Origin of the sequence: Kitasatospora sp. NPDC036755, from assembly GCF_040636595.1 — a bacterium.
In the GTDB taxonomy this organism is placed as follows: Bacteria; Actinomycetota; Actinomycetes; order Streptomycetales; family Streptomycetaceae; genus Kitasatospora.
Genome location: NZ_JBEZUT010000031.1, coordinates 1 through 24,778, shown reverse-complemented (window position 1 = coordinate 24,778; position 24,778 = coordinate 1). Strand labels below are relative to the sequence as shown.

General features: G+C 74.5%; 23 protein-coding genes. 13 read left to right on the top strand and 10 right to left on the bottom strand.

The window, feature by feature from the left end; translation table 11 throughout:
• Positions 1-11: 11 nt before the first annotated feature.
• The 6 genes from AB0E96_RS07445 to AB0E96_RS07420 are packed head-to-tail and all read right to left on the bottom strand — an operon-like array spanning position 12 to position 6,994.
• A complete protein-coding gene (locus AB0E96_RS07445) occupies positions 12-1,277 on the bottom strand; it encodes a class I SAM-dependent methyltransferase (RefSeq protein ID WP_359819752.1) in 1,266 nt (421 codons plus the stop codon).
• On the bottom strand, positions 1,277-2,767 hold the full coding sequence (locus AB0E96_RS07440; RefSeq protein WP_359819750.1) for an NDP-hexose 2,3-dehydratase family protein: 1,491 nt from the start codon (positions 2,765-2,767) through the stop codon (positions 1,277-1,279). Before AB0E96_RS07440 ends, AB0E96_RS07445 begins: the two co-directional genes overlap by 1 nt.
• On the bottom strand, positions 2,764-3,708 hold the full coding sequence (locus tag AB0E96_RS07435; protein WP_359819746.1) for an NAD(P)-dependent oxidoreductase: 945 nt from the start codon (positions 3,706-3,708) through the stop codon (positions 2,764-2,766). Before AB0E96_RS07435 ends, AB0E96_RS07440 begins: the two co-directional genes overlap by 4 nt.
• Positions 3,705-4,319, bottom strand: a complete 615-nt coding sequence (gene rfbC, locus AB0E96_RS07430; protein ID WP_359819743.1) for a dTDP-4-dehydrorhamnose 3,5-epimerase — start codon at positions 4,317-4,319, stop codon at positions 3,705-3,707. The genes AB0E96_RS07435 and rfbC overlap by 4 nt, the downstream gene beginning before the upstream one ends.
• 60 nt (positions 4,320-4,379) lie before the next feature.
• A complete protein-coding gene (locus AB0E96_RS07425) occupies positions 4,380-5,591 on the bottom strand; it encodes a class I SAM-dependent methyltransferase (protein ID WP_359819740.1) in 1,212 nt (403 codons plus the stop codon).
• Between the two features lie 17 nt (positions 5,592-5,608).
• Positions 5,609-6,994 (bottom strand): P450-derived glycosyltransferase activator, encoded by a 1,386-nt coding sequence (locus AB0E96_RS07420; protein WP_359819737.1) that lies wholly within the window; start codon positions 6,992-6,994, stop codon positions 5,609-5,611.
• Between the two features lie 120 nt (positions 6,995-7,114).
• On the opposite strand from AB0E96_RS07420, the gene AB0E96_RS07415 reads away from it, so the two are divergent.
• Positions 7,115-7,858, top strand: coding sequence for an NAD-dependent epimerase/dehydratase family protein (locus AB0E96_RS07415; protein ID WP_359819734.1), 744 nt, complete (start codon positions 7,115-7,117; stop codon positions 7,856-7,858).
• 149 nt (positions 7,859-8,007) lie between these two features.
• Positions 8,008-9,237: an acyl-CoA dehydrogenase family protein gene (locus tag AB0E96_RS07410; RefSeq protein WP_359819731.1), complete on the top strand. Its 1,230-nt coding sequence runs from the start codon at positions 8,008-8,010 to the stop codon at positions 9,235-9,237.
• Between the two features lie 55 nt (positions 9,238-9,292).
• On the opposite strand, the gene AB0E96_RS07405 is transcribed toward AB0E96_RS07410, so the two are convergent.
• Together AB0E96_RS07405 and AB0E96_RS07400 are read right to left on the bottom strand one after the other, a co-directional pair.
• Positions 9,293-10,240 carry an aromatase/cyclase gene (locus tag AB0E96_RS07405; protein ID WP_359819728.1) on the bottom strand — a complete coding sequence of 316 codons (948 nt, stop codon included), beginning with the start codon at positions 10,238-10,240 and terminating at the stop codon, positions 9,293-9,295.
• A 98-nt stretch (positions 10,241-10,338) separates the two neighbouring features.
• Entirely contained in the window at positions 10,339-11,934 is a 1,596-nt protein-coding gene (locus AB0E96_RS07400) for an FAD-binding protein (protein WP_359819726.1), read from the bottom strand.
• 299 nt (positions 11,935-12,233) lie between these two features.
• On the opposite strand from AB0E96_RS07400, the gene AB0E96_RS07395 reads away from it, so the two are divergent.
• From AB0E96_RS07395 to AB0E96_RS07385, 3 genes are read left to right on the top strand one after another with little or no spacing between them, the layout of a single operon-like run.
• Positions 12,234-13,223 (top strand): ATP-binding cassette domain-containing protein, encoded by a 990-nt coding sequence (locus tag AB0E96_RS07395; RefSeq protein ID WP_359819723.1) that lies wholly within the window; start codon positions 12,234-12,236, stop codon positions 13,221-13,223.
• A 2-nt stretch (positions 13,224-13,225) separates the two neighbouring features.
• The gene (locus AB0E96_RS07390) at positions 13,226-14,005 is read left to right on the top strand and encodes an ABC transporter permease (protein ID WP_359819720.1); all 780 of its coding nucleotides are present in this window, start codon (positions 13,226-13,228) and stop codon (positions 14,003-14,005) included.
• Between the two features lie 43 nt (positions 14,006-14,048).
• Positions 14,049-14,732: a DsbA family protein gene (locus tag AB0E96_RS07385; protein WP_359819717.1), complete on the top strand. Its 684-nt coding sequence runs from the start codon at positions 14,049-14,051 to the stop codon at positions 14,730-14,732.
• A gap of 11 nt (positions 14,733-14,743) precedes the next feature.
• Here the strand turns inward: AB0E96_RS07385 and AB0E96_RS07380 are convergent, their stop codons facing one another.
• Complete coding sequence (locus AB0E96_RS07380; protein ID WP_359819715.1) at positions 14,744-15,529, bottom strand: SDR family NAD(P)-dependent oxidoreductase; 786 nt, start codon at positions 15,527-15,529, stop codon at positions 14,744-14,746.
• 155 nt (positions 15,530-15,684) lie between these two features.
• On the opposite strand from AB0E96_RS07380, the gene AB0E96_RS07375 reads away from it, so the two are divergent.
• The 7 genes from AB0E96_RS07375 to AB0E96_RS07345 all read left to right on the top strand — a co-directional run bounded on the left by AB0E96_RS07375 (position 15,685) and on the right by AB0E96_RS07345 (position 23,251).
• Entirely contained in the window at positions 15,685-16,503 is an 819-nt protein-coding gene (locus AB0E96_RS07375) for an NAD(P)H-binding protein (protein ID WP_359819713.1), read from the top strand.
• A gap of 97 nt (positions 16,504-16,600) precedes the next feature.
• Entirely contained in the window at positions 16,601-17,785 is a 1,185-nt protein-coding gene (locus tag AB0E96_RS07370; protein WP_359819711.1) for a class I SAM-dependent methyltransferase, read from the top strand.
• 16 nt (positions 17,786-17,801) lie between these two features.
• Positions 17,802-19,046 (top strand): nucleotide disphospho-sugar-binding domain-containing protein, encoded by a 1,245-nt coding sequence (locus AB0E96_RS07365; RefSeq protein WP_359819708.1) that lies wholly within the window; start codon positions 17,802-17,804, stop codon positions 19,044-19,046.
• Positions 19,047-19,184: 138 nt separating this feature from the next.
• The gene (locus AB0E96_RS07360; protein WP_359819706.1) at positions 19,185-19,985 is read left to right on the top strand and encodes an SDR family oxidoreductase; all 801 of its coding nucleotides are present in this window, start codon (positions 19,185-19,187) and stop codon (positions 19,983-19,985) included.
• A gap of 65 nt (positions 19,986-20,050) precedes the next feature.
• A complete protein-coding gene (locus tag AB0E96_RS07355; RefSeq protein ID WP_359819703.1) occupies positions 20,051-21,367 on the top strand; it encodes an activator-dependent family glycosyltransferase in 1,317 nt (438 codons plus the stop codon).
• A gap of 53 nt (positions 21,368-21,420) precedes the next feature.
• On the top strand, positions 21,421-21,858 hold the full coding sequence (locus tag AB0E96_RS07350) for a MarR family transcriptional regulator (RefSeq protein WP_359819700.1): 438 nt from the start codon (positions 21,421-21,423) through the stop codon (positions 21,856-21,858).
• An 82-nt stretch (positions 21,859-21,940) separates the two neighbouring features.
• A complete protein-coding gene (locus AB0E96_RS07345) occupies positions 21,941-23,251 on the top strand; it encodes an activator-dependent family glycosyltransferase (RefSeq protein ID WP_359819697.1) in 1,311 nt (436 codons plus the stop codon).
• 29 nt (positions 23,252-23,280) lie between these two features.
• On the opposite strand, the gene rfbD is transcribed toward AB0E96_RS07345, so the two are convergent.
• Positions 23,281-24,210, bottom strand: a complete 930-nt coding sequence (gene rfbD, locus AB0E96_RS07340; protein WP_359819694.1) for a dTDP-4-dehydrorhamnose reductase — start codon at positions 24,208-24,210, stop codon at positions 23,281-23,283.
• Positions 24,211-24,352: 142 nt separating this feature from the next.
• Here rfbD and AB0E96_RS07335 point away from each other — a divergent pair.
• The coding region (locus AB0E96_RS07335; RefSeq protein ID WP_359819692.1) for a muconolactone Delta-isomerase family protein at positions 24,353-24,778 on the top strand (426 nt) is incomplete at its 3' end.

Below are 24,778 nucleotides of genomic sequence, written 5' to 3'. Positions count from 1 at the left end.
CCGGCGTGCCGTCAGCGCAGCGAGTCCGCCGAGACGATGACGGGCTTCGGGAACGGCAGCACGAACCGGCCGCCGGCCCGCAGGAAGGCCTCCTCCTTGCGCAGGATCTCGTCGGCGTAGTTCCACGCCAGCATCAGGTAGACGTCCGGCGGATCGGTCCGCGCCCAGTCGGGGCTGCGCACCGGGATGTGGGTGCCGGGCAGCACCTTGTCCTGCTTGAGGACGGTGGTGTCGGTGCAGTACGCCACCTCGTCCGGGCCGAGCCCGCAGATGTTGAGGATCGTGGTGCCCTTGGCCGACGCCCCGTACCCGGCGACCCGGTTGCCCTCCTCGACCAGGGATCGCACCAGGGCGGGCAGTTCCTCCCGGACGGCCTGGACGCCGCGAACGAACTCCCGGTAACCGGCCTCGCTGCCGAGCTCCGCCCGTTCCTCGGCCGCGATCAGCGCCCCGACGGTCGCGCCGACCGGCCGCCCCTGTTCGGGGCGGCCCACGAACGCGAGGAGGGAGCCACCGTGCACCGGGAGCCGCTGCACGTCGAACAGGCTGAGGCCGTGCCGGGTGAACAGCGTGTCCAGCGTGCGGACCAGGAAGTACGACAGGTGCTCGTGGTAGATGGTGTCGAACGCGTTCTTCTCCAACAGGTCGACCGCGTACGGGACTTCGATGACGAACACGCCGTCGGACGCGAGCAGCTCCCGCACCCCGGCGAGCACCCCGGCGAGGTCGTCGATGTGGGCGAAGACGTGCCGGCCGAGGATGATCCGGGCCGGGCCGTGGTCCCGGCGGACGGCCCCGGCGGTGGCGGCGGTGAAGAACTCGGGCACGGTGGGGACTCCGAGCCGGTCGGCGGCGGCCGTCAGGTTGCGGGCCGGGTCCACGCCGAGCAGCCGGGCCCCGTGCGGGGCGAAGGCGGCGAGCTGCTGGCCGGTGTTGCTGCCGAGCTCCACCACCAGGTCGCCGGCGGCGAGGCCGGCCCGCTCCCGGCACAGGTCGGCGACCCTCGCCATGTGCCGGGTCATGGTCTCGGAGTCCGAGGTGACGTAGCTGTAGGTGCGGTACAGCACCTCGGGGTCGACCACGTGGGTGACGCTCATCAGCCGGCAGGAGCGGCAGGACACCACGCCCAGCGGGTAGGCCGGCTCGTCCACGTAGGAGGCGGCCGGTTCCAGGAAGGCGTTGGCCAGCGGCACGTCGCCGAAGGAGACCACCTCCTGCCAGTCCGAGGCTTCGCAGACCCGGCACCGGGTGACCGGGCGTACGTTGTCGGGGTGCATCACGGCACCTTCCTCTCCGCGGTCGGCGCCGGCTCGCCGGGGACGAGCAGGCTCTGCAGGCAGGCCACCAGGCTGCGGGCCTGGATGTTCAGGTAGTGGCTGTGGCGCAGCAGCTCGACGAGCTGGTGCACGGTCATCCACCGGTAGTCGGGGTCGTCGGGGGCGACGTCGGTGTCGGCGTCGCCCTCGACGATCAGGTAGCGGTTGCGGGCGTGGTGGAAGCGTCCGCCCTCCTCGGAGAGCACGGACCGGAAGCGGATCCGGCCCGGGTCCGCCGCCTCCACCGCGTCGAGGAAGCGCGGCCGGGCGCTGCCCGGCAGGTGCGCGTAGGAGTCGGGGGTGCACTGGACGGTGGGGGCCAGTTCCACCACGTCCATGTAGCCGGCCTCGGCCCGGGCGTGCATCAGGACGTGCAGCACCCCGTCGATGGGCCGGGTCAGGAAGGCGACCACGCCGGTGCCGTGCGGTTCGATCATCGGCTGGGACCACTGGGCGACCTCCCGGCCGCCGGCCTCCACCCGTACGCCGATGACGTCGAAGAAGGCGCCGCTCTCGTGCGAGATCCGCTCCGGGGTGCGGTGCCAGCCAGGAAGTCCGGCGAGCGGGACGCGGCGCACCCGGACCTCGGTGCGGGTGCGGGCCTCGGTGATCCAGCTCAGCACGGAGTCCAGCGAGTGCCGGGCCCCGGCGGACGGGTCGCAGGAGCGGAACAGGGCCGCCCGGAACTCGTCGTCGGGCGGGCCGAGTTCGCGGGCGAGCCGGGCGTCGGCGAACGGCAGGCAGGACAGCACGGTCCGGGCGTCCATGTTGACCAGGTCGTCCTCGGCGAGGAGTTGGTGCAGCTCGCCGAGGGTGAACCAGCGGAAGCCCTCGTGCACCTCCACGTCCCCGTACGCCTCGACCACCATGTTCCGGTTCCGCTTGTGGTGGAAGGCGGAGCCCTGTTCGGACTGGCGCACGTCGACCAGCGGGCCGTCCGGGCCCGGGTCCCGGAACAGTTCCAGGTACGGTACGGGCCGGCCGCCGTGGACGCCGGTGTAGTTGCTGCGGGTGGCCTGCACGGTCGGCGAGATCTGCAGCCCGTTGGCGTTGCCGGGCTCGACCTTGGCCTGCATCAGGCAGTGCAGGATCCCGTCGAACTCCTGGACCAGGATGCCGAGGACGCCGATCTCGGGCTGGTTGATGATGGGCTGGCTCCAGGCCGGCACCGGGCCGTCCGGGATCCGCACCTCCAGGCCCTCCACGGTGAAGAAGCCACCGGTGTGGTGGCGCAGGTTGCCGGTGCCGGGGTCGGTGCGCCAGCCGGCGAGTTCGTCCAGCGGGACCCGTTCCACCCAGGTGAAGGTGCGCTTCGCGGCCTCGGCGAACCAGTCGCGGAAGTCCTGGCGCGAGGCGGGCCCGTCGGGCCGGGCGCGGGCCGAGGCGGCGACGCGCAGGGGGGTGGCGGCGGTGCGCCGCCGGCTCGCGGGTCGTGCGGTTGCTTCGGTCATGCTCGCTCCAGGTGGTCCGTGCGGGACGCGTCCCACATGTCCTTGATCGAGGCGGGCAGGTCCACCTGCGGTCGCCACCCCAGCAGCCGGGCCGCGCGGGCGATGTCGGCGAGGGTCCAGTCACCGCCCCGGGAGTCGACCGGGGCGGTGCGCCGCCGGACCGCGCCGGGCGGCGGGGCCGCGGCGGCGACGAGCAGGTCGATCAGGCGGCTCACAGGTACTGCCTCGCCGCGACCCACGTTGATCACCTGGCCGGTCACCGGGGCGGTGGCGGCCGCGAGGACGGCGCCGGCCAGGTCCCGGACGTCGAGGTAGTCGCGGTGGGCGTCGGCCACGGTCAGCTCGGCCGGGCGGTCCGGGGTGGCGGCGCGCAGCAGGCGGACCGCGGCGCCCAGGAACCCCGCCGCGACGCCCGGGCCGCACAGGTTGACGACGCGCAGCACCACGCCGTCCACCGCGCCCTCGCGGGTGGCGCGGAGCACCGCCTCGGCGCCGGCCAGTTTGGTGCGGGCGTAGACGGAGCCGGGGTTCGGCGCCCAGGTCTCGTCGACGGCGGTGCCGGCGGGCAGCGGTCCGTACTCGTGCACGGAGCCGATCTGCACCAGGCGCGGCGGGCGGGGGGTGCGCGCGCACGCGGCCAGCAGGTTCTCCACCAGCCGGACGTGGGCGCGCTCGTTCTCGGCCGCTCCGGTGACCCAGCCGCCGGCCGCGTTGACCACGGTGTCCACGTCGGCCTCGGCGAGCAGTGCGGCCAGCTCGGCCGGGTCCGCGGCGGCGACGTCGAGGGCGTGGAAGCGCCGGCCGGCGGTGTCCGGGGGCCGGCGGCGCGCGACCTCGGCCACGGGCCGGCCGGCCCGGGCGAACGCGGCGGTCACCGCGCCGCCGACCCAGCCGGTGGCGCCGATCACGGCGACGGCGCCCGTCCGCGGCCCGGCGGTCATCGGGCCGGGCGTCCGCACAGTGCCCGTTCGAGGTCGAGGCACGCGCGGTACTCCGGGAGGGTGCCGCTCTTCTCGGCCGTCTCCAGGGTCGGCGCGGCCCGGTCCCGTTCGGACATGACCGGGTCGACGTCGCGCGGCAGCGGCAGGCCGAGCGCCGGGTCGAGGACGGAGAGCGACAGCTCGTGCTCGGGGACGTACTCGCCGGAGAGCATGTACGACATCACGGTGTCGTCCTCCAGGGCCACGAAGGCGTGGGCGACGCCGACCGGGAAATAGACGGCGCGGAAGTCCTCCTGGTCGAGCAGGACGGCGTCCGAGCGGCCGTATGTGGGCGAGCCGACCCGGACGTCGATGACCAGGTCGAGCGCCCGGCCGCGCGCGCAGTACACGTACTTGGCGACCCCCGGGGGCGTGAGGGTGTAATGGGCGCCCCGGATCGTGCCGCGCCGGGAGCGGCTGTGGTTGGTCTGGGCCACGGGGAACAAGGGATGCCCCAGGGCCTCGCGGGCGGCCGTCTCCTGGAACGGGGAGACGAAGAGCCCCCGTTCGTCGGTGAAGACCTTCGGCCGGAACTCGAACGCGCCGGCCACGGCGAGTTGTCGCGACTCCATGTCACCGTCCTCGTTGCTGGTGGTGGCGCCGGCGGGGACCGGCGGTGGGATGGTGCGGGGTCAGATGACGCGGACCTCCGGCGCGTAGACGATCCAGCGCCCGCCGGACTCGCGGAACAGCCGCTCCTTGGCCATGATCTCCTCGGCGTGGTTCCAGGCGAACAGCACCACGTAGTCCGGGTAGGGCTGGGCCAGGGCCTCGCTGGGGCGGACCGGGATGTGCGAGCCGGGCATGAGCTTGCCGTGCTTGGCCGGGGTCACGTCGCAGACCCATTCGATCAACTCGGGTCCGATGCCGCAGTAGTTGGTCACGGTGGCGCTCTTGGCGGTGGCGCCGTAGCCGACGACCCGCTTGCCCTCCGCGCGCAACTTCCTCAGCAGCGTGGTCAGTTCGGTGCGGATGCGTTCGATCCGGACAGCGAACTCGTCGAACACCTCGGGGTTGTCCAGCCCCCTGCGCCGCTCCTCGGCTGCCAGTTCGGCCACGGCCCGGTTCGGGGTGCCGCGGCCGGCCCGCTTGAGGGTGTAGCGCAGTTCGCCACCGTGCACCGGCAGCCGTTCGACGTCGACGACCTCGAAGCCGTGGCGGGCGGCCGCGTTCCGCACCGAGGTCAGGGTGAAGAAGTAGAAGTGCTCGTCGTAGATCTGGTCGAAGGTGGTGCGTTCGAGGATGTCACCGAGGTACGGGTCCTCGAAGACGAAAGCGCCGTCCGGGGCCAGCAGGGTGTCGAGGCCCCGGAAGACGGAGTCCAGGTAGGGGATGTGGCAGACAGTGTTGGCGGAGTAGACCAGGTCGGCGGGGCCGTCGGCGGCCAGGATCGCGGCCGCCGTCGCCTCCTCGAAGAACTCGGAGCGGACCCGGACGCCCTGCTGGCGGGCGAGTTCGGCCACGCCGCCGGAGGGCTCGACACCGAGGTGACGGATGCCCTCCTTGGCCAGGGCGCGCAGCATCACCCCGTCGTTGCAGCCGATCTCCACCACGAACGGGTCGGGCCCACGCAGGTGGTCCCGGGACAGCCGGGCGGCGGTCCGCTCGAAGTGCCGCCGCATGTGGGCCGAGCCGGACGAGTGGTAGGGGTAGGCCTCGTGGAACATGCGGTCCCGGGCGACCTCCTCCAGGAGCTGGGTCATGCCGCAGGACTCGCAGATGCCCACGGCGAGCCGGAAGAAGTACTCCTCGTCGACGCGTTCTGGGTCCACGAAGGCGTCGGACAGTGGCTGGCGCCCGAAGTCGAAGAACTGACGGACGGGTCCTCCACAGACACGGCACATGGGGCCTTCCTCGGGATTCATCGGGCCCGGGGCGGGATCTGCCGCCGGACGGTTCCGTGGCGGGCGGCGGGGAAGCGGAGCACCCCGCTGGTGATCGGTGAACGGAGCCGGCGCAGCACCTCGCCGGTTCGGGTCAGGTCGGGCAGCTCCGCGGCGAGGGCCCGCAGGGCCGCGTCGGCCGCCAGCCGCGCCGCCGGGACGACGAGGCCGCCGTGGTGGCCGTCCTCGGGGAGCAGCCGGCGGTCGGGGGCGGGCCGGCGGAGGTCGAAGCGGTCGGGGTCGGGGTGCCGCCGGGGGTCGCGGTGCACGGCCTCGACCAGCACCACCACCTCCTCGCCGGCGGCCACCCCGGTCCCGGCGATTTCCAGGTCCTGCCGGGCGTACAGTCGGCGCAGCCGGACCGGCGGCGCGTGCCGCAGGGTCTCGGCGACGCAGGCGGTGGCGAGCCCGGGGTCCTCGACCAGGGCCCGCCACTGCTCGGGGTGGTCCAGCAGGAGGGCGAGCGCGTTGCCGACCAGCGTGGTGGTGACGTCGACGCCGACCGTCGCGAGCAGGACGCTCACGGTCAGCACGTCGTCGGCCGCGGCCGCCGGACGCCCGTCCGGGGGCGGGAGCCGCAGCAGCCGGCCGGGCAGGCCGCCCCCGGTCGCACGCCCGACCGTCTTCCCGGCGTTCGTGTTCCCGGCGACCGCCTTCTCCGCGTCCGCGACCGTCTCGGCGAGCAGGGCGCGGAGTTCGGGCAGGGCGGCGCCCAGCCGGCGGGCGGTGTCCAGCCTGGGCGGGCAGAGCGTCGCGTCCAGCGCTCCGGCGGTCGCGCCGCACAGTTCGGCGAAGCGCTCGGCCCGGTGCCGCGGCAGCCCGAGCAGCACCCGGGCCGTCTCGACGGTGGTCGGCCGGATCAGGTCGTCCACCAGGTCGAACCGCTCGCCGAGGGCGGCCGTCCGGCTCCGGTAGGCCCGTACGGCCGGTGCCCGCAGGCGGCCCACGGCCCGTTCGCCGAGGACCGGTTCGGCCCAGCGCGCCAGCCGCTCGTACTCCTCGCGGTCGAGTCCGGTGGGCAGTTCGGCGAGCGGCAGTGCCTCGTGCAGGGCGGGAACGTCCCAGGGCGCCGGTTCGCCGGCCGGCTCACCGGCTGACGCCCCGGCCCCCGGTGGCCGGGGCGTCAGCCGCCGGTCGGCCAGCGCGGCGGTGGCCGCCTCGTGGTCCGCCGTCACCCACGCCTCGGCGCTGCTGCGGTACAGGGGGCCGCGCTCGCGGACCCGCCGGCCCAGTTCGGCGCGGTCGTCCCCGGCAGCACGAAGCAGCAGCGCGTACGGATCGCCCTTGGTGCCCAGGATCCACTGCACGCCGCGCAGGGTCAGCAGCACACGCCCCAACTCGCCGTCGGTCATGCTCGCTGTCATGGGGAAGGACGCTAGGCAGGTCCCCTCGATCACCCCTCGACTTCCCGTGGCCGGGTCCGGGCGGGCTGTCGAGCCGGGCACGAGGGGGGCGTGGCACCCACGCCCTAGCGTGACGCGGTCATGGACATCATCGGCAAGGGATTCATCGCCCGGTACCTGCGGCCGCTGCGCGAGGCCTACCCCGGGGTGACGGTGCTGGCCGCGGGCGTACCCCGCCAGCACCTGCCGGACTCCGAGCACGAGCGGGAGGCCGCGCTGGTGCGGGACACGGTCGCGCGCTGCCGCGACCGGGGTGACCTGCTGGTCTTCCTCTCCACGGTGAGCATGTACGGCGGCCCGGGCTGCCGGGGGCGGGAGGACGACCCGATCGTCGCCAGCACCCGCTACGGCCGGCACAAGCACGCCCTGGAGACCGTGATCCGGGAGTCCGGCGTCGAGCACCTGGTGCTGCGCCTGGCGTACGTCCTCGGGCCGCACGAGCCCGACTTCCGGCTGGTGCCGACCCTGCTGGCGCAGGTCAGGACGGGGCTGGTCCGGGTGCACCCGGGGGCCCGGCGCGACCTGCTGCACGTGGCGGACTTCGTCCGGCTCGTGGACGGGCTGCTCGCCGCGGGCGTGCGCAACGAGACGGTGAACGTGGCCTCCGGCGACTGCGTGGACGTCCGGGATCTGGTGGCCCACCTGAAGCGGCGACTGGGCCTGGAGGCGGCCGAGGAACTCGTCGGCGGCGGGGACAGCGCCTTCTCGCACTGCCCGTCGGTGGCGAAGCTGCGGCGGCTGGTGCCCGGGTCGGCCGGGCCCCCCTTCGGGCCCGGCTACCACCGGCGGGCGCTGGACCGTTATCTGCGGGAGACCGGTGCCTGACCGGCCGGACCGGCCGAACTCCGGTACGGGACGGGGACTTTCGGGACGGGCAGCGACTCTCGAACGGTCGTCGAACCGCACCGGACATCATCGAGGCCGTCCCGATCGCACCGGGCGGCCGGATATCGAGCGAAGGAAGCGGGAACGCGATGGCGACACACGACGGATACCGGGCGGTCACGGCGGATCTGCGCACACCGAGGACCGCAGCCGGCCGGGCCCTGCTGGACCGGCTCACCGGGCACCTGCCCGCGATCCGGGACGGCGCCCGGCCGGCCGACCGGGAGGGGGCCTTCCGCACCGAGGTGTTCGCGGCCCTGCGCGCCGGCGGCGTGCTCGGCGCCACCGTGCCGCGGGAGTTGGGCGGTCTGGGCGTCACCTCCCTGCACGACGTCGCCCTGGCTCTGACGACGGTCGCCGAGGCGGACGCGTCGACCGCGCTGGCACTGCACATGCAGCTCAGCCGGGGGCTGACCTTCACCCACGAGTGGCGGCACGGCGACGACGGGCCGCGGGCGCTGGCCGAGCGGCTGCTGCGCGGCATGGGCTCGGGCGAGGCCGTGGTGTGCACCACCGTCAAGGACGCCCCCGGCGGCCGGGTGGCGACCAGGCTGCGGCCGGCCCCGGACGGCGGCTGGGTGCTGACCGGCCGCAAGACCCTGGCGAGCATGGCGCCGTTCGCGACCGACTTCGTCGTCTCGGCGCAGGTGGAGGTGGCCGGTGTGGCCCGCTCGGCGGCGGCCGTGCTGTCGCGCGGGACCCCGGGCCTGACCGTCCTGGACAACTGGGACGGGCTGGGCATGCGGGCCTCCGGCACCGTGGACGTCGTACTGGAGGACTGTCCGATCCGGGCCGGGGACGTGTTCCTGCGCGGGCCGGTCGGGGAGCAGTCGGACGCGTCCCTGGCGGGCCAGACGGTCAGTTCGATCACCATGCTGGGGATCTACGCGGGGGTGGCGCAGGCGGCGCGGGACGTCGTGGTGGCCGAACTCGCCAAGCGGGGCGGGCTTTCGGCGGCGGCGGCCGCGACGCGCACGCTGCTCGCGGAGATCGAGGCCCGGCTGTACGCGCTGCGCACGACGGTGGCAGGCACGCTGTCGGTGGCGGACTGGCTGGCGTACGGCTTCGACGGTGATCCGGCGGAGCGCGGGCGGCGCATGATGGCCGACTTCCAGTGCGCCAAGCTGATGGTGAACCGGCTGGCACCCGACATCGTCTCGGACTGCCTGGTGGTGATCGGCGGCGCCTCCTACGCGGGGGCGCATCCGCTGTCGCGGCTCTACCGGGACGTGCGGGCGGGCGCGTTCATGCACCCGTTCACCTATCCCGACGCGGTGGATTGGCTGTCCGAGGCGGTGCTCGGCGGCCCGAAGGCCTGAGTGACGGGTGGGGGGAGGGCCGGCTGTCCCGGCCCTCCCCCCACCCTTGGTCGCGCTACGCCCGCGGCCGGCCGGCGTGCGCCACGGCGTGCTCCATGGTGGTGGTGCTGTTGCGGCCCAGCGCGTCGCGCACGAAGGCGCGGGCGTCGGCGAGGGTGGCATCCGCTCCGAGGACGGCCGGCACGGCCTCCTCGTCGAGGACCACGGTGTGCACGGAGGTGATCCGGGCACCTTCACCGTCCGCCCGGAACAGCCACTGCCCGGTGTGGGCGGTCATCAGCGCGGGGGTGCGCAGCTGCTTGTAGACGATCCGGTCGTGCGGGAAGCAGATCCGGACGGACCGGGTGGTGTGGGTGGATCCGTCCGGCGCCCGGGTGTCCATCTCCAGCACCTGGAGGCCGGGTTGATCCTCCGTCAGCTCCGCGCGGGCCACGTGCGGCAGCCGCTCGGGCCAGCGGTGCGCCTCGTCGACGAAGGCGAAGGCGGCCTTGACGTCGCCGTCGAAGGCGACGGTGTCCTCGAAGGTGAGCACCGGGCCGGCCCCGGCCTCCTCGCGCTCGACGGCGGCGCGCAGGGCCTCCAGTTCGGCGCCGCTGTTGTGATCGACCGCCCGCTGGATCCAGGCGGCGTTCTCGGCGCCGTCGTCGACGGCCCGGAAGTCGTGCAGCAGACGCACCCTGGTCTCGGTGTCGGTGAGCGGCTCGACGATCCACTCCCCGCCCATGGCGGACACCGGGGGTTGGGAGACCTCCTGCCGGAAGCGGACGCTGAGCCGGCCGGGGTCCAGCAGCCGCCGCGAGGTCCAGGTCTTCACCTCGCCGTTGGCGGTGGCCCAGATCCGGATGCGTTCCCCGGTGTCGCCCCGTTCGACGCGTTCGACGTGCACGGTGGGCGGGAAGGTCTCCGGCCAGCGGCCGACGTCGGCGATCAGGTCGTAGACGCGCCGCGGGGACGCGGACACGGTGATCGAGTGTTCGGTGTAGTGGGTTCCGGGACGTGACATGGTCCTCCTCCGGCTCCGCTGTCGGTCAGCGGAGCCAGGGTCGGGGCCGGCTCTGGTCGGTGACTCGAGAACCGCTGGGCCGGGCCCATCGCCGTCCGTCAGCCGGCCGGCCGGACGCCCAGGTCGTGGTGGAACAGGTCCAGCGGGTCCCAGCGCTCCTTGACCCGTTGCAGCCGCCGGTGGTTGTCCCGGTAGTAGAGGGCGCTCCACGGCACGCCCGAGGTGTTCCAGCCGGGGTCGGCGAGGTCCGTGTCCGGGTAGTTGACGTAGGCACCGCCGTTGGCCTCGTTCGGCACCGGGACGCCGCCGGTGTCGGCGTGCAGCTCCCGGTAGAGGCCACGCACCCAGGCCAGGTGGCGTTCGGTCTGCTCCGGCTCGCCCCACAGGGTCTCGTGGACGACGCTGAACAGGCTGTCCCGGTGGGGCAGGGCGGTGGCGTCCTGGGGCACGGTGTTGATCCGTCCGCCGAGGAAGGTGAGGTAGACGCCGGCGGTGGCGAACTCCTCGCCGCCCCGGTTCAGGTGGTCGTGCAGGACCGCGATCTGCCGGTCGGACCAGGGTTTGCGCAGCAGGGTGGACTTGGACTTGAACCGGGCGCCGCCCGGCCACTGCACCACGCCCAGCACCGACTTCAGCCACGGCGTCTCGGTGGTGGTCGCCGTGTGCGGGACGCCGGCCGCGGCGGTCAGTTCGGCGGCGAAGGCGTCCAGGAGGTCCCGGGCGCGGGGGCGGGAGGCGTCGAGGGCGGCGTCCACCGAGACCCGCCCGGCGGCGCGGTGGCCGAGGGTGAGGCCGCTCGACAGGTCGGCGTAGGGCGTGTCCGTACCGGCGTGCCGTTGGTGCCAGTCCCCGTGGGCTCGCAGCAGCCGGGCGAACGCCTCCTGGTTCAGGTCCTGCCACTGCCAGCCGAGGGACACCGAGCGTACGGCGGTCGGCGGCTTCGGCAGCAGGTCGCCCGGCGCGCCGGCGGCGCCCGGCGACCGGAACAGGTAGCGGGTGACGACCCCGAAGTTGCCTCCTCCACCGCCGGTGTGGGCCCACCACAGCTCGCGCTCGGGCCCGGTGGAGTCCCGGGTGGCGGTGACCTGGCGGGCCCGGCTGGACCGGTCCGCGACGACGACCTCGACACCGTACAGGTGGTCGACGACCAGCCCGTACCGGCGGGACAGTGCCCCGTAGCCGCCGCCCGCGACGTGGCCGCCCACCCCGACGCCGGGGCAGCTGCCGCCCGGCAGGGTCACGCCCCAGCCCAGGTAGAGCGTGCGGTAGACCCGCCCGAGGGTGGCGCCGGCCGCGACGGCGAAGAGCTGCCGCTCCGGGTCGTGGGAGACGTCCGTCATCTCGGAGACGTCGATCAGGACCCGGACGGCCGGGTCGTCGACGAAGCCCTCGAAGCAGTGGCCGCCGCTGCGGACCGCGATCCGCCTGCGGTCCCGGGCGGCCTGCTCGACCGCGGCGACCACCTGCCCGGGCGAGCCGACCAGGTGCACCACGTCCGGGGAGCCGGTGAAGCGGCCGTTGTGCCCGCGGGTGGTGAGTTCGGTGTAGCGGGGGTCGTCCGGGCCGAGGACCACCGGCCCCAGGGGGGCACGCGCTCCGGCCGCCGGAGTGGCGGCGGCCGGGGCACCGAGCAGCGCGGCTCCCCCGGCCATGGTCGAGAGCTCCATCAACCGTCTGCGCGTGAGTCCTGCCATGGGGTTCACCGACCTTCCCGTGCGGCCTGCGGCCGATCGTCCGTCGGCGGTCAGCCTGGGGTCCGTCGCTGGCGGGCCGGTGGAGGGTCGCTGGTACGCGGCGCGCTCGAACGAGCTTCCGAGGGTGGGAAGAGAACTGTCAGCGGCGCTGACAGTGACGTTATTGACGCTTCTAAGCTCTCAGAAGTCAAGAGCCCGGAGCAGCCGACTTCTCCTCCGCCTGCCCGGGGCCGCTCCGACCGGCCCCGCCCGGCAGCCGTGACCTCCGTGCCCCTCCACGCCCCCGTACGGGAGACCTCATGATCCACACCCGCGGACTCACCCGAAGTTTCCGCGCCAAGGGAGAGACCGTCGAAGCCGTCCGCGGTCTCGACCTCGACATCGAGGCCGGCTCCGTGGTGGCCTTCCTCGGCCCGAACGGCGCCGGGAAGACCACCAGTCTGCGGATGCTGACCACCCTGCTCCCGCCGACCGCGGGCACCGCCACCGTCGCCGGGCACGACGTGGTGACCGACCCGGCCGGGGTGCGCCGCCGGATCGGCTACCTCGGCCAGGGCAACAGCGCCGGCACCGGTTTCCGGGTCATGGACGAACTCGTCACCCAGGGCCGCGCGTACGGCCTGGGCCGCACCGAGGCGCACGCCCGGGCCGAACGCCTGCTGGACGCCCTCGAACTGGAAGGGCTGTCCCGGCGGACGGTCGGCACCCTCTCCGGGGGCCAGCGCCGCCGGCTCGACATCGCCATGGCCCTCGTCCACGAACCGGACCTGCTCTTCCTCGACGAGCCCTCCACCGGGCTCGACCCGCACAGCCGCGCCAACATCTGGGAGCACGTGCTGCGCCTGCACAAGGACCTCGGCACCACCATCGTCTTCACCACCCACTACCTGGAGGAGGCCGACCTGTGGGCCGGGCGGGTGCTGGTCATCGACCACGGCCGGGTGATCGCCGACGACTCCCCGGAGCGCCTCAAGGCCGAACTCGCCGGCGACCTCATCACGTTCACGACCTCCGACCCCGCCGACACCGGCCCGGCCGCCACCCGGGCCCGCACCCTGCGGGCCGTTCGGGAGGTGACCGTCGAGGACCGGGAGGTGCGGGTCCGGACCTCCGACGGCGACGTCCGGCTGCCGGAGCTGCTGCGCGACCTCGACGCGGCCGGGATCCGGGTGCACAGCACCCGGCTGACCCGCCCCACCCTCGACGACGTCTTCCTCACCCTGACCGGCCGCACCCTCCGGGAGAGCGCCGACGCCGGCATCCCGACCACCCCTCACCAGGGAGCCTGACCATGAAGGTGCTCACCGACACCCGCACCGCGTTCGCCCGCGAACTCAAGCCCGAACTGCGCCAGCCCGTCGGCCTGCTCTTCACGATGATGCTGCCGTTCCTGCTGCTGGCCCTCTTCGCGCCGCTGCTCTCCAACTCGGGCCCGGGCGCGGGCGGCGGGCCGGCCGGCGCGGGCTCACCCTGGCAGTGGTTCGTCCCCGGCATGCTCGTCCTGCTCGGCCTGTCCGCCACCGCGGGGTCGGGCGCCTCGCTGCTGGGCGAGATCTCCTCGGGCGCATTCGAGCGGCTGCTCGTCACCCCGCTCAACCGGGCCGCCATGCTGGTCGGCCGGACACTGAAGGAGGTCGTGGTCCTGCTCACCCAGGCCCTGCTGATCCTCCTCCTGCTGCTGCCGACCGACTTCCGGCTGCACCTGCCGGGCGCCCTGGCCGGGCTCGTGCTGCTGAGCGTCTTCGGCGTCGGCATCGGCGCGCTGTCCTTCACCCTGGCGCTCCACTCCCGCCGCCGGCAGACCCTGTTCTACGGGGTACAGCAGGTGGTCTTCTTCCCGCTGCTGCTTCTCTCCGGGGTGCTGCTGCCGATCACCGAGGCGGCCGCGCCGACCTGGCTCTACGTGCTGAGCCGGATCAACCCGGTGACCCACGTGGTCGAGGCCGAACGCGCCCTGTTCGACGGTCAGTTGACCGAATCGGTGGTCCTGTACGGATTCCTCGCGGCCGGCGCCATCGCGATGCTGGGCGTCGCGGCCGGGATCCGCGGCATGCGCAACGCCTCAGCGTAGTACCCGCCCCTGACGAAGCATCACATCCTCCGAGGGAGCCACCGTGACCGACCGCAGCGCGCCGGGCCCCGGCGCCCGCACCGTGGACGTCTGGTTCGACCCCGCCTGCCCCTACACCTGGCTGACCTCCCGCTGGCTACGGGAGGCGGCACTGGTCCGCCCGCTGGCTCCGCGCTGGCACCTGATGAGCCTGGCGCTCCTCAACGAGGGCCGCGACGACGACCCGGAAGGGGACCCCGAGGGCTACCTCCTGGTGCCGGTGCGGATCGCCACCGCCGTCCGGCAGGCCCACGGCCAGGACGCCCTGGTCCGCTTCCACCGCGCTCTGTGGGCCGGCAGCGGCCGGCGCTGGATCACCGACCCGGCCACGGCGCTGGTCGCCGCCGGTCTGCCGGCCGCCCTTGCGGCGGCCGGCACCTCCACCGCGCACGACGCGGCGCTGCGCGCCTCGCACGCCGAAGCCCTCGGCCTGCTGGGCCCGCGCGCCGGCACACCGGTGGTGGCCGTCACCGACCCGGCACGGCCCGGACGTCCTCCGGTGGCCTTCTTCGGGCCGGTCCTCTCCCGCGTGCCCCGCGGAGAGGAGGCGGGCCGGCTGTGGGACGCCGCCCTACTGCTGGCCGGCACCCCCGGCTTCCACGAGCTCAAGGGAACGCCCGCGCCCCCGGACCCGGACGTCGGCGCCGGGGACGGGGGCGGGGGCGGGGACTGGGACGAGCTGCCGTGACCTGGCCGCGCTCAGTAGTTGCCGAGCCCGCCGCACACGTTGAGGGCCTGGGCGGTGATCGGCGCCGCCGTGTCCGTGATCAGGTAGCCGACCAGCCCCGCGACCTCCTCGGGCGTGGTGTACCGGCCCAGCGGGATCTTCGCCTCGAACCGTTCGAGCACCGCCTCGGGCGTGGTGCCCCACACCTCGGCGTAGCCCGCCCGGACCCGCTCGGCCATCGGCGTCTCCACGTAGCCGGGGCAGACCGCGTTGACGGTGATGCCGGTCTTCGCCAGTTCCAGGCCCAGCGCCTTGGTGAAACCGACCACGGCGTGCTTCGAGGCCGAGTACGGGGCTCCCAGCACCACACCCTGCTTGCCGCCGGTGGAGGCGATGTTGACGATCCGGCCCCGGCCGCGGTCCAGCATGCCGCCGCTGGTCAGGGCGGCCCTCGTCACCCGGAACACGCTGGTGAGGTTGGTGTCGACGACGTCCAGCCACAGCTCGTCCGTCAACTGGGCGGTGGCCCCACCCCCGTTGCGGCCCGCGTTGTTGACCAGGACGTCGATCGGGCCGAACCGGTCGACGCCGGCGCGCACGAAGGCGTCCACCTCCTCGGTGGAACGCACGTCGCAGCTCCGCCCGTCGGCGTCGACCCCTTCCTCCCGCAGGAGCGTCACGGTGTCGGCAACCGCCGCACCGTCCCGGGCGCAGAGGAAGACCCGCAGCCCCCCGGCGCCCAGCGCTCGGGCCACGGCGAGGCCGATCCCGCTGGTCGCACCGGTGACGACGGCCACCCGTCCATCCGTGCCGCTCATGGTTCCTCCCGGATCGTGACGTGGAACGTACGTAGGCGCCCCGACGATGGCAACGGCCGCTCGACGGGCGCTCAAGTCGCGGCGGAAGCCGCGCCCGAAGCCCCCTGAACACGACGAAGCGCAGTACCCGAGAAGAAGCAGAAGGAGACGAAACCATGACCGTTCTGGTGACCGGAGCCACCGGCAACGTGGGCCGGCACGTGGTGGCGGGCCTGCTGGCGGCGGACGTGCCGGTGCGCGCGATGACCCGCACGCCGGAGCGCGCCACGCTGCCCGAGGGAGTGGAGGTGGTCCGCGGCGACCTCGCGGATCCGTCGAGCCTGGACGCGGCCCTCGCCGGGGTCGACCGGGCCTTCCTGTTCCCGCTCCCCGGTACCGCGGAGGAGTTCACCGCCCGGGCCGCCAAGGCCGGGGTGCGGCGGATCGTCGTGCTCTCCTCGATCGCGGCCGAGTACGCCGCCGGGGACTACAGCGGCGACCACCACAGCGTGGTGGAGCGGGCCGTGGAGGCCTCCGGACTGGAGTGGACGCACGTCCGGCCGGGCGAGTTCATGACCAACCTGCTGTCCTGGTGGGCCCCCACCATCCGGGCCGAGAACACCGTCCGCGCCCCGTTCGGGGCGGCCCGCAGCGCCCCGGTGCACGAGGCCGACATCGCCGACGTGGCGCTGGCCGCCCTGCTGGCGGAGGGGCACGCCGGACGGGCGTACGCCTTCGCGGGCCCGGAGTCGCTGTCCAAGCACGAGCAGGTGCGGGTGCTCGGCGAGGTCCTCGGCCGGCACATCGGATTCGAGGAGCTGACCGTGCCCGCGGCCCGTGAACTGTGGCTCGGCCAGGGCATGCCGGCCGAGGCCGTGGACTGGCTGCTCCAGGACCCGGTGGACGTCCCGGTGGGGCCGACCTGCGAGCGGGTCACCGGCCGGCCCGCCCGCACGTTCGCGCAGTGGGTGGCCGACCACCGCGCGGACTTCTGAGGCCGGGGCCCGGCGGCGTTCAGCGGCGGTCGAGCCACTCTCCAGGCGTTCCCTCGACGGTGGTCGGGACCGCTTCGTGGACCGATGGGACGCCGCCATGGTGGATGCCGCAGAGAACGCCCTGATCCGACGCCTGATCCGAGCCGGAGCCGGCTCCGACGACGAGATCGACGCCCTGCTGAAGGACGTCGGCCTGTCCGAGGTGGCCCGGGTGCTCGTCGACGAGGTGCGGTTCCGCTGCCCGGAGCCGGCCAACACCGCCCCCGTCGACGTGGCGCTCGACCTCACCCACGGCGGGGAGCGGCACTCGGCCGCGCTGCGCGTGGTGCGCGACGAGCCGGTCCGCCTGGTCGCCGAGGAGTCCGCCGAGGTCCGCTCGCGGATCACCTTCACCGCCGCGGGGCTGCTCCGCCGGCTCTTCGGGCCGGTGGACTCCCCGCGCACCGGGGACTTCCACAACACCTTCATGCCCACCCCCGAGGACCCCGGTCGACTGCGCGAACTCCTCGGCGAGATGGACATCGTGCTGCGCGCGGCGGCCCAGGCCACCGCCACCCTGATGGCCGGCTGCACCGGGCGCGCCCCGGAGCTCGGGGAGCTGTCCATCCGGTACGGCTCCGACAAGTGGGCCAGCTTCCACTGGTACACCGCGCACTACGAGCACCACTTCGCCCGCTACCGGGACCGGCCCGTACGGGTGCTGGAGATCGGGATCGGCGGGTTCGAGGACGACCTCGGCGGCGGCTCGCTGAAGATGTGGAAGCGCTACTTCCCCCGCGGCACCGTCTTCGGGCTCGACCTGTACGACAAGACCTCGCTCTCCGAGCCCCGGCTCACGGCGCTGGTCGGCGACCAGAACGACCCCGACTTCCTGACCGAACTGGCCCGGGAGCACGGCCCGTTCGACATCGTCATCGACGACGGCAGCCACCTGAACGAGCACGTGCGCACCTCGTTCCGGGCCCTCTTCCCGCACGTGCGGCCCGGCGGCCTGTACGTCGTCGAGGACCTGCAGACCGCCTACTACTCCGACTTCGGCGGCAGCCCCGGCGGCGTCGCCGGCCCGGACACCTCGCTCGGGCTGGTCAAGGAGCTGATCGACGACCTGCACCACCGGGAGCACCGGGACCCCACCGTCACGAACCCCACCCCCACCCAGAGCAGCGTGGTCGGGGTGCACGCGTACCACAACATCGTCTTCGTCGAGAAGGGCACCAACGGGGAGGACACCCTGCCCCGGTGGATGGACGCCGACGTGTGGACCGCGCTCGGCGCGAAGTGAGACGGGGGGACCGACCGTGCGGGTGCTGTTCACCGTGTCGTCCTGGCCCACCCAGTACGCGGCGCTGGTGCCGCTCGGGTGGGCGTTCCAGGCGGCCGGCCACGAGGTGCGGGTGCTGTGCGACCCGTCCCAGACCGATCCGGTCGCCCGGTGCGGGCTGCTGCCCGTGCCGGTCCTCTCGGGGATGCCGGAGGTCCTGCGGCTGCGGCTGCAGTACCACGCGGAGGCGGTGGCCGGGATCTGGCCGTACCCGTGGCTTCCGCCCCACCCGGTGACGGGTGACCGGCTGGACCGGCTCGACGCGTTCGACCTCGCGCACTTCGAGAGCCGGACCGCTCCGGGGCTCGCCGAGGAGGCCGCCCGCGGCTTCGACGCGGCCGTGGCCCACGCCCGGGACTGGCGGCCGCAGCTGGTCCTGCACGACCCCGGGAGCCTGGAGGGGCTACTGGTGGCGAAGCTGCTCGACGTGCCGTCGGCGCTGTGCCTGTGGGGGCCCGCGAGCCCGCACGACCCCGAGCACATGCGGATCGTCCCCACCGACCACAGCGGTTCGTTCCCCCGGTACGGCCTGGGCGCGTTCGACGTGTCGATGATCGAGCGGGTGGTGGACCCGAACCCGGCGTCGCTGAAGGTGCCGGTCGAGGCCGAACGGCTGCCGGTCCGCTTCGTCCCGTACAACGGCGCCGCGTCCGCGCCCGCGTGGACCGCGCGGCGCCCGGAGCGGCCCCGGGTCGTCGTCACCTGGTCCACCGCGCTGTCCACCGTCTCGGGGCCGGACTCCTGCCTGCTCCCACGGATCGTCGCCGCCCTCGACGGCCTGGACGCGGAGGTGCTGGTCACCGCCACCGCCCGGGACCTGGCCGAGCTCGGGACGGTGCCGCCCCCGGTCCGGGTGGCCGAGCGCCTACCGCTGGCCACCCTGCTGCCGGGCGCCTCGGCGGTCGTGCACCACGGGGGCGGCGGCAGCTCGCTGACGGCCATGTGGGCGGGGGTGCCGCAGTTCATCGCGAGCTTCGCCGCCGAGCAGCGGATCTCCGGCGAGCGGGTGGCCGGCACCGGGGCCGCGCTGCACGTCTCCGGGGAACTCGCCGACGAGGCGACGATCAGGTCGGGCATCGAGCGACTGCTCGACGACCCCTCCTACCGGGCCGCGGCCGGGCGGCTGCGCGATGAGGTGGCGGCGGCCCCGACCCCGGCCGAGCTCGCCGCCGACCTGGCGGGGCTCGCGGCCGACGGCCGACGGCTGACGGCTGACGGCTGACGGCTGACGGCTGACGGCTGACCGCAGGGTCCCGGGGCGTTTCCGACGATTCGCGAGTCCGACCGGAATCGTCGGACACACCCCGCCGCTGCGCGAGGGTCGAGGCGGATGCGAGGCCCGCTCCCGATCCTGTCCGGCATGACCACACGAACCGAGAACACCGACCACCCGGGCCGGTCCGGGGCCGGTGCCCCGCGCGGGATCGTCGTCACCGGCGGCGGCACCGGCATCGGCCGGGCCACCGCCCGCGCCTTCACCGCGCACGGGGACCGGGTGCTCGTCGTCGGCCGCACCGCGGCCACCCTGGCCGAGGCCGCCGACGGGCACGCGGGCGTCCACACCCTGGTCGCCGACCTCACCGACCCAGACGCCCCGGAGCGGATCGTCGACGCCGCTGTGCGCGAGCTCGGCGGCATCGACGTCCTCGTCAACAACGCCGCCGCGCTGGGGTACCGCCCGCTCGACGCCCTGGACCGGGCCGAGGCGCGGCGCCAGCTCGACACCAACCTGCTGGCGCCGGTGCTGCTTACCCGGGCCGCGCTCGCGCCGCTGGCCGCACGCTCCGGCACGGTGGTGAACATCGGCTCGGCCGGCGCGCTCGGCCTGCGTTCCTGGCCGGAGAACAGCCTGTACGGGGCCACCAAGGCCGGCTTGGACTTCCTCACCCGGTCCTGGGCCGTCGAACTGGCCCCGCACGGCATCCGGGTGGTCGGCCTCGCGCCCGGGGTGACCGACACCGCCCCCGAGCCGGCGCCGGGCGGCCCGGGCGCCGATCCGCGGTACGCGGCCTTCCTGGAGCAGACCGCCGCCCGGACACCGAGCGGCCGGGTCGCCCGCCCCGAGGAGATCGCCTGGTGGATCGTCCAGCTCACCCGGCCCGAGGCCGGGTACGCCAACGGCCTGGTGCTGCCGGTGGACGGCGGCCTCTCGCTCACCTAGATCCGGGCCGACCACCGCCGAACCGCCGACCACCGCGCCGGCCCGTCCGAGAGGGGAACGCCCGGATGCGGGTCCTGTTCCAGCCGTTCGCCGCCGCCACCCACGTGGCCGCCCAGGTGCCGCTCGCGTGGGCGCTGCGCGCCGCCGGGCACGAGGTGCGCGTCGCCACCCAGCCCGACGCGGCGGAGTCCGTCGCGCGGGCCGGCCTCACCGCGGTGCCGGTCGGCGAACCGCTGCACGTCGCGGCCAAGATGAACCCCGACGAGACGGGACTGCCGGCGGAACTGCGCGACGACGCCTGGCTGCGGATCCTCGATCCGGGCGAGATCCGCCCGGCCCGGCTGTCCGCCGACCACCTGCACGGTGTCTTCGCCGCCTGGACACCGCTGGTGCACCGCAACACGGTGCCGGACCGGATGATCGACGACCTGGTCGCGTTCGCCCGGGACTGGCGGCCGGACCTGGTGGTCTGGGACACCATGACCTTCGCGGGACCGGTCGCCGCCCGGGTCTGCGGCGCCGCCCACGCCCGGCTGATGTTCGGCCTCGACCTGGTCGGCCTGCTCCGCGAGCGCTATCTGGCCGTGCTCGGCCGGCGGCCGGCCGAGCTGCGGGACGATCCGCTGGAGGAGTGGCTGGGGCAGGTCCTGGAGCGGTACGGGATGACCGGTCCGGGCCGCGGCTTCGACGAAGAACTGGTGGTCGGGCAGTGGACGATCGACCCGGTGCCCACCTCCCTGGCCCTGCCGCTCCGCACGCCCCGCGTCCCGGTCCGCTACGTGCCGTACAACGGCCCGGCGGCGGTGCCCGGTTGGCTGGACGAGCCGCCCCGCCGGCGCCGGATCTGCCTCACCCTGGGCGTCTCGTTCCGCGAGGTGGTCGGCGGGGACCAGGCGTCGGTCGGCGACCTCCTCGCGGCCGTCGCCGACCTGGACGTGGAGGTGGTGGCCACACTCGACTCCGAACAGCTGGCCTCGATCGGGCCGCTGCCGCCGAACGTGCGCGCGGTGGACTTCGTCCCGCTGAACGAGCTGCTGCCGAGCTGCTCCGCGGTCATCCACCACGGAGGTGCCGGCACCTTCCTCACCGCGCTGGCCCACGGGGTGCCGCAGGTCGTGGTGCCGGCCCGGATGTGGTGCAACACCCCGCGGGCCGAACGGGCTCGGGCCGCCGGCCTGGCCCTGACCTGCCCGCCGGAGAAGCTGACCCCCAGCCGGCTGCGCGCGATGGTGACCAGGGTCCTGGAGGACCCCTCGTTCGCGCGCGCCGCGGCCCGGGTGCGGGCCGAGCTGCTCGGCACGCCGGCCCCCCGGGGGCTGGTGCCGGTCCTGGAGCGCCTGGTCGCCGAGCACCGCCCCTGTCGTCACCGCAGCGGGACATGACGTACCGTCGGAGAGGAAACGATCACCGCTCCCCCGGTTGAGGTGAACCGCCCTTGAGGACCCACATCCCCTACCTCCTGGCCGTGGCCAGCACGGTGGCGACGCGCCGGGTGGACGAGCGTCTGCACGACTACGATCTGACGGTCCGCCAGTACGGCCTGCTCATCCAGCTGTCCCACGAACCCGGGCTGACCATGGCGGACCTGGCCCGTCAGCTCGGCATCGCCCGGCAGTCGGTGCACCGGCTCGTCGGCGAACTGGTCGAGGCCGACCACGTGCGCCGCCGGCCCGGAGCCGACGACCGCTCGCGCCGGCTGGAACTCACCGACACGGCCCGCTACATGCTGACCCGGATCGACGGCCCGCTCGCACGAGTGGAGGCGGACCTGCTCGGCGACCTCGACCCGGACGAGATCGAGACCCTGCGCGAGCTCCTCCAGCGGGTGCTGGCGCACGCCACCGACGACGAGGCGTGGCTGCCCGCCCGGTGACGTCCCCCCGGGGGACCGGGCCGGGAACGGGGTCGAGAACGCGTCGAGGTGGGGTCGAGGCCGCCTTCCTACGCTCACCCCCATGCGAGTGCTCTTTGTGACCGTGGCCGCCAAGGCCCACTTCCACGTCCAGGTGCCCTTGGCGTGGGCGCTGCGCGCCGCCGGCCACGAGGTGCGCGTGGCCAGCCAGCCCGACCTGCTGGACACCGTCGTCGCGGCCGGCCTGCCCGCGACCGCCGTGGGACCGCCGCTCGCCCAGGAGGAGTCCGTGGCGGAGCTGCGGCGCCGGCAGGAGCGGGCGGCCGAGCGCCTGACGGACCCGCCCGACGCCCAGGAGCTCATGCGGATGACCGAGGACCGGCCCGAGCACCTGACGCCCGACTTCCTCGACGGCCTGTTCACCGTGATGACCTCCGCCATCTTCCAGAACTTCTCGGCCGAGGAGACCGTCGACGACCTGGTCACGCTGGCCCGGCGCTGGCGCCCCGACCTCGTCGTCTGGGACACCCTGCTGATGGGCGGGGCCGTCGCCGCCCGGGCCGCCGGCGCCGCGCACGCGCGCCTGCTCTACGGCCTGGACCTGGTGGGCACGATGCGGCATCGGCACCGGGAGTCACTGACCGCCCGGCCCGGGGAGCTGCGCGAGGACCCGCTCGCCGAGTGGCTGGACTGGACGGCGGCCCGGTACGGCGGCGGGTTCAGCGAGGACCTGGTGACCGGTCAGTGGACCCTCGACCCCGCGCCGGCCGCGCTGCGCACGCCCACCGACCTGCCCTGGGTGCCGATGCGGCACATCCCGTACAACGGGCGGGCGGTGCTGCCGCCGTGGCTGCTCGAACCACCGCGCCGGCCCCGGGTCTGCCTGACCCTCGGGATCTCCTTCCGCGAGGTGATGGGCGGCGAACGAACCTCCGTGCAGGTGCTGCTGGAGGCACTGGCCGAGCTGGACGCGGAGGTGGTGGCGACCCTGGACACGGCGCAGCTGGCCGAGGCCGGCCCGCTGCCGGCCAACGTGCGGGCGGTGGACTTCGTCCCACTGGACGCGCTGCTGCCGTCCTGCTCCGCGATCGTGCACCAGGGCGGCTTCGGCACCGCGCAGAACGCGCTGGTGCACGGCGTCCCGCAGGTCGTCGTCCCCAACGACCTGTGGGACCTGCGCCCCCGGGCGGAGCTGATCGAGCGGTCGGGGGCGGGAGTGCGCTGGTCCGGCACCGGCCCGCTGACCCCGGCGGAGCTGCACGGGCTGGTGACCCGGGTGCTCGACGACCCGTCGTTCGCGCGCGGGGCGGCGCGGCTCCGGGACGAGATCGGGGCCATGCCCTCGCCCGCCGATCTGGTCCCGGTCCTCGAAGGGCTGACCCACCGGCACCGGCGGGCCGCATGGACCGGCTGAGTCGGCCGGATCGGCACCCGGCCCCGCCGTCAGCGGGGCCGGTCCGCTTCCTCCCGGGGCGCCGCCGACAGCGCCTCGGCCAGCGCCTCCCGCCAGGGCCGGGGGGCCGGGATGCCCACCTCGTGCCAGCGGTCGTGGCCGAGAACGGTGTACCGCGGCCGGGGGGCGGGGCCTGGTGCGGCCGCCGCGGGCACCGGCCGCACCAGGCCGGGATCGGCACCGACCAGCCGGAACACCTCGCGGGCCAGCTCGTACCAGCTGGCCCGGCCGGCGTTGGTGGCGTGGAAGACGCCCCGCGCGCCCGGGGTCCGGCCGAGCGCGAGCAGCAGCCGCGCGACGTCCGCCGCCCAGGTCGGCTGCCCCACCAGGTCCGCCACCACGTCGACGGTCCGGCCGGCCCGGGCCCGTTCGGCCATCACCCCGACGAAGCTGCGGCCGTGCGCGCCGTGCAGCCAGGCGGTGCGGACCACCGCGCCGAGGTCCGGCAGCAGTGCGAGGACGGCCCGCTCGCCCGCGGCCTTGCTGCGCCCGTAGGCGTTGCGCGGGGCGGTCGGATGCCCCTCCGGGTACGGGGAGTCGGCGTCGCCGGGGAAGACGTAGTCGGTGGACAGGTGCAGCAGCCGGGTGCCGTGCCGGGCGCACAGTGCGGCCAGCTGCCGCGGCCCGTCCCCGTTGACCCGCAGCGCCCGCGCCTCGTCCGCCTCGGCGGCCTCCACCGCCGTGTAGGCCGCGCAGTTCACCACCAGGTCGGGGCGGTGCCGGGCGAAGGCCCCGACGAGCGCGTCGGGGTCGGTGACGTCCAGGGCCCGCCGGTCCAGGGCGACCGCGGTCACGCCCTCGGCGGCCAGCGCCGCCGTCACCTCGTGCCCGAGCAGCCCGCCGGCCCCGGTGACGAGCCATCGCGGCGGGGGCGGAAAGGGCGTCTCGGGCCGGCGGTCGGCGGGGAGCGAGGAGTTCACCCGGCCGAGCCTGCCCGCGCCCGGTCGAGCATCCGGCGACGTGCCGTGGTCTCCCCCGAACCGTCCGCTCCAGCGGTCGTCGACCGATCGGTGACCGGGGCCGCCCAGACTCGGACGTCGAGATCCCCGTCCTGGAGGAACGATGGCGTTGTTCGCGGTCCTGGCGACCCAGTCCCCCACCGGCATTTCCGCCGACGACTTCCGTCGGCGGCTTCCCGAAGGCTTCGCGTACATCAAGGAGTTGGTGGACAAGGGTGTCATCCGGCACAACTGGATCCGGGTCGGTGCCTCGGGCGGACTGCTGATCTACCGGGTCGACTCGCACGAGGAGCTCAACACCCTGCTGTACGGGAACCCGCTCAGCCCCCACCTGCGCTTCGAGGTGATCCCGCTGGCGGAGGTCGGCGGCTTCGACCCCAGGGCCTTCGAGTCCACCACCTTCGGGTCCACCACCTTCGAGTCCGCGGCCGCCGAGCGGCCGGGGGGGGGGGGGGCCGCCCGGCGGCCGGGCCGGGGCCGCCGCGCGGGGGGGGGGGGGGGGGAAGGAGGCCGCGCGGCGGGCGGCCGG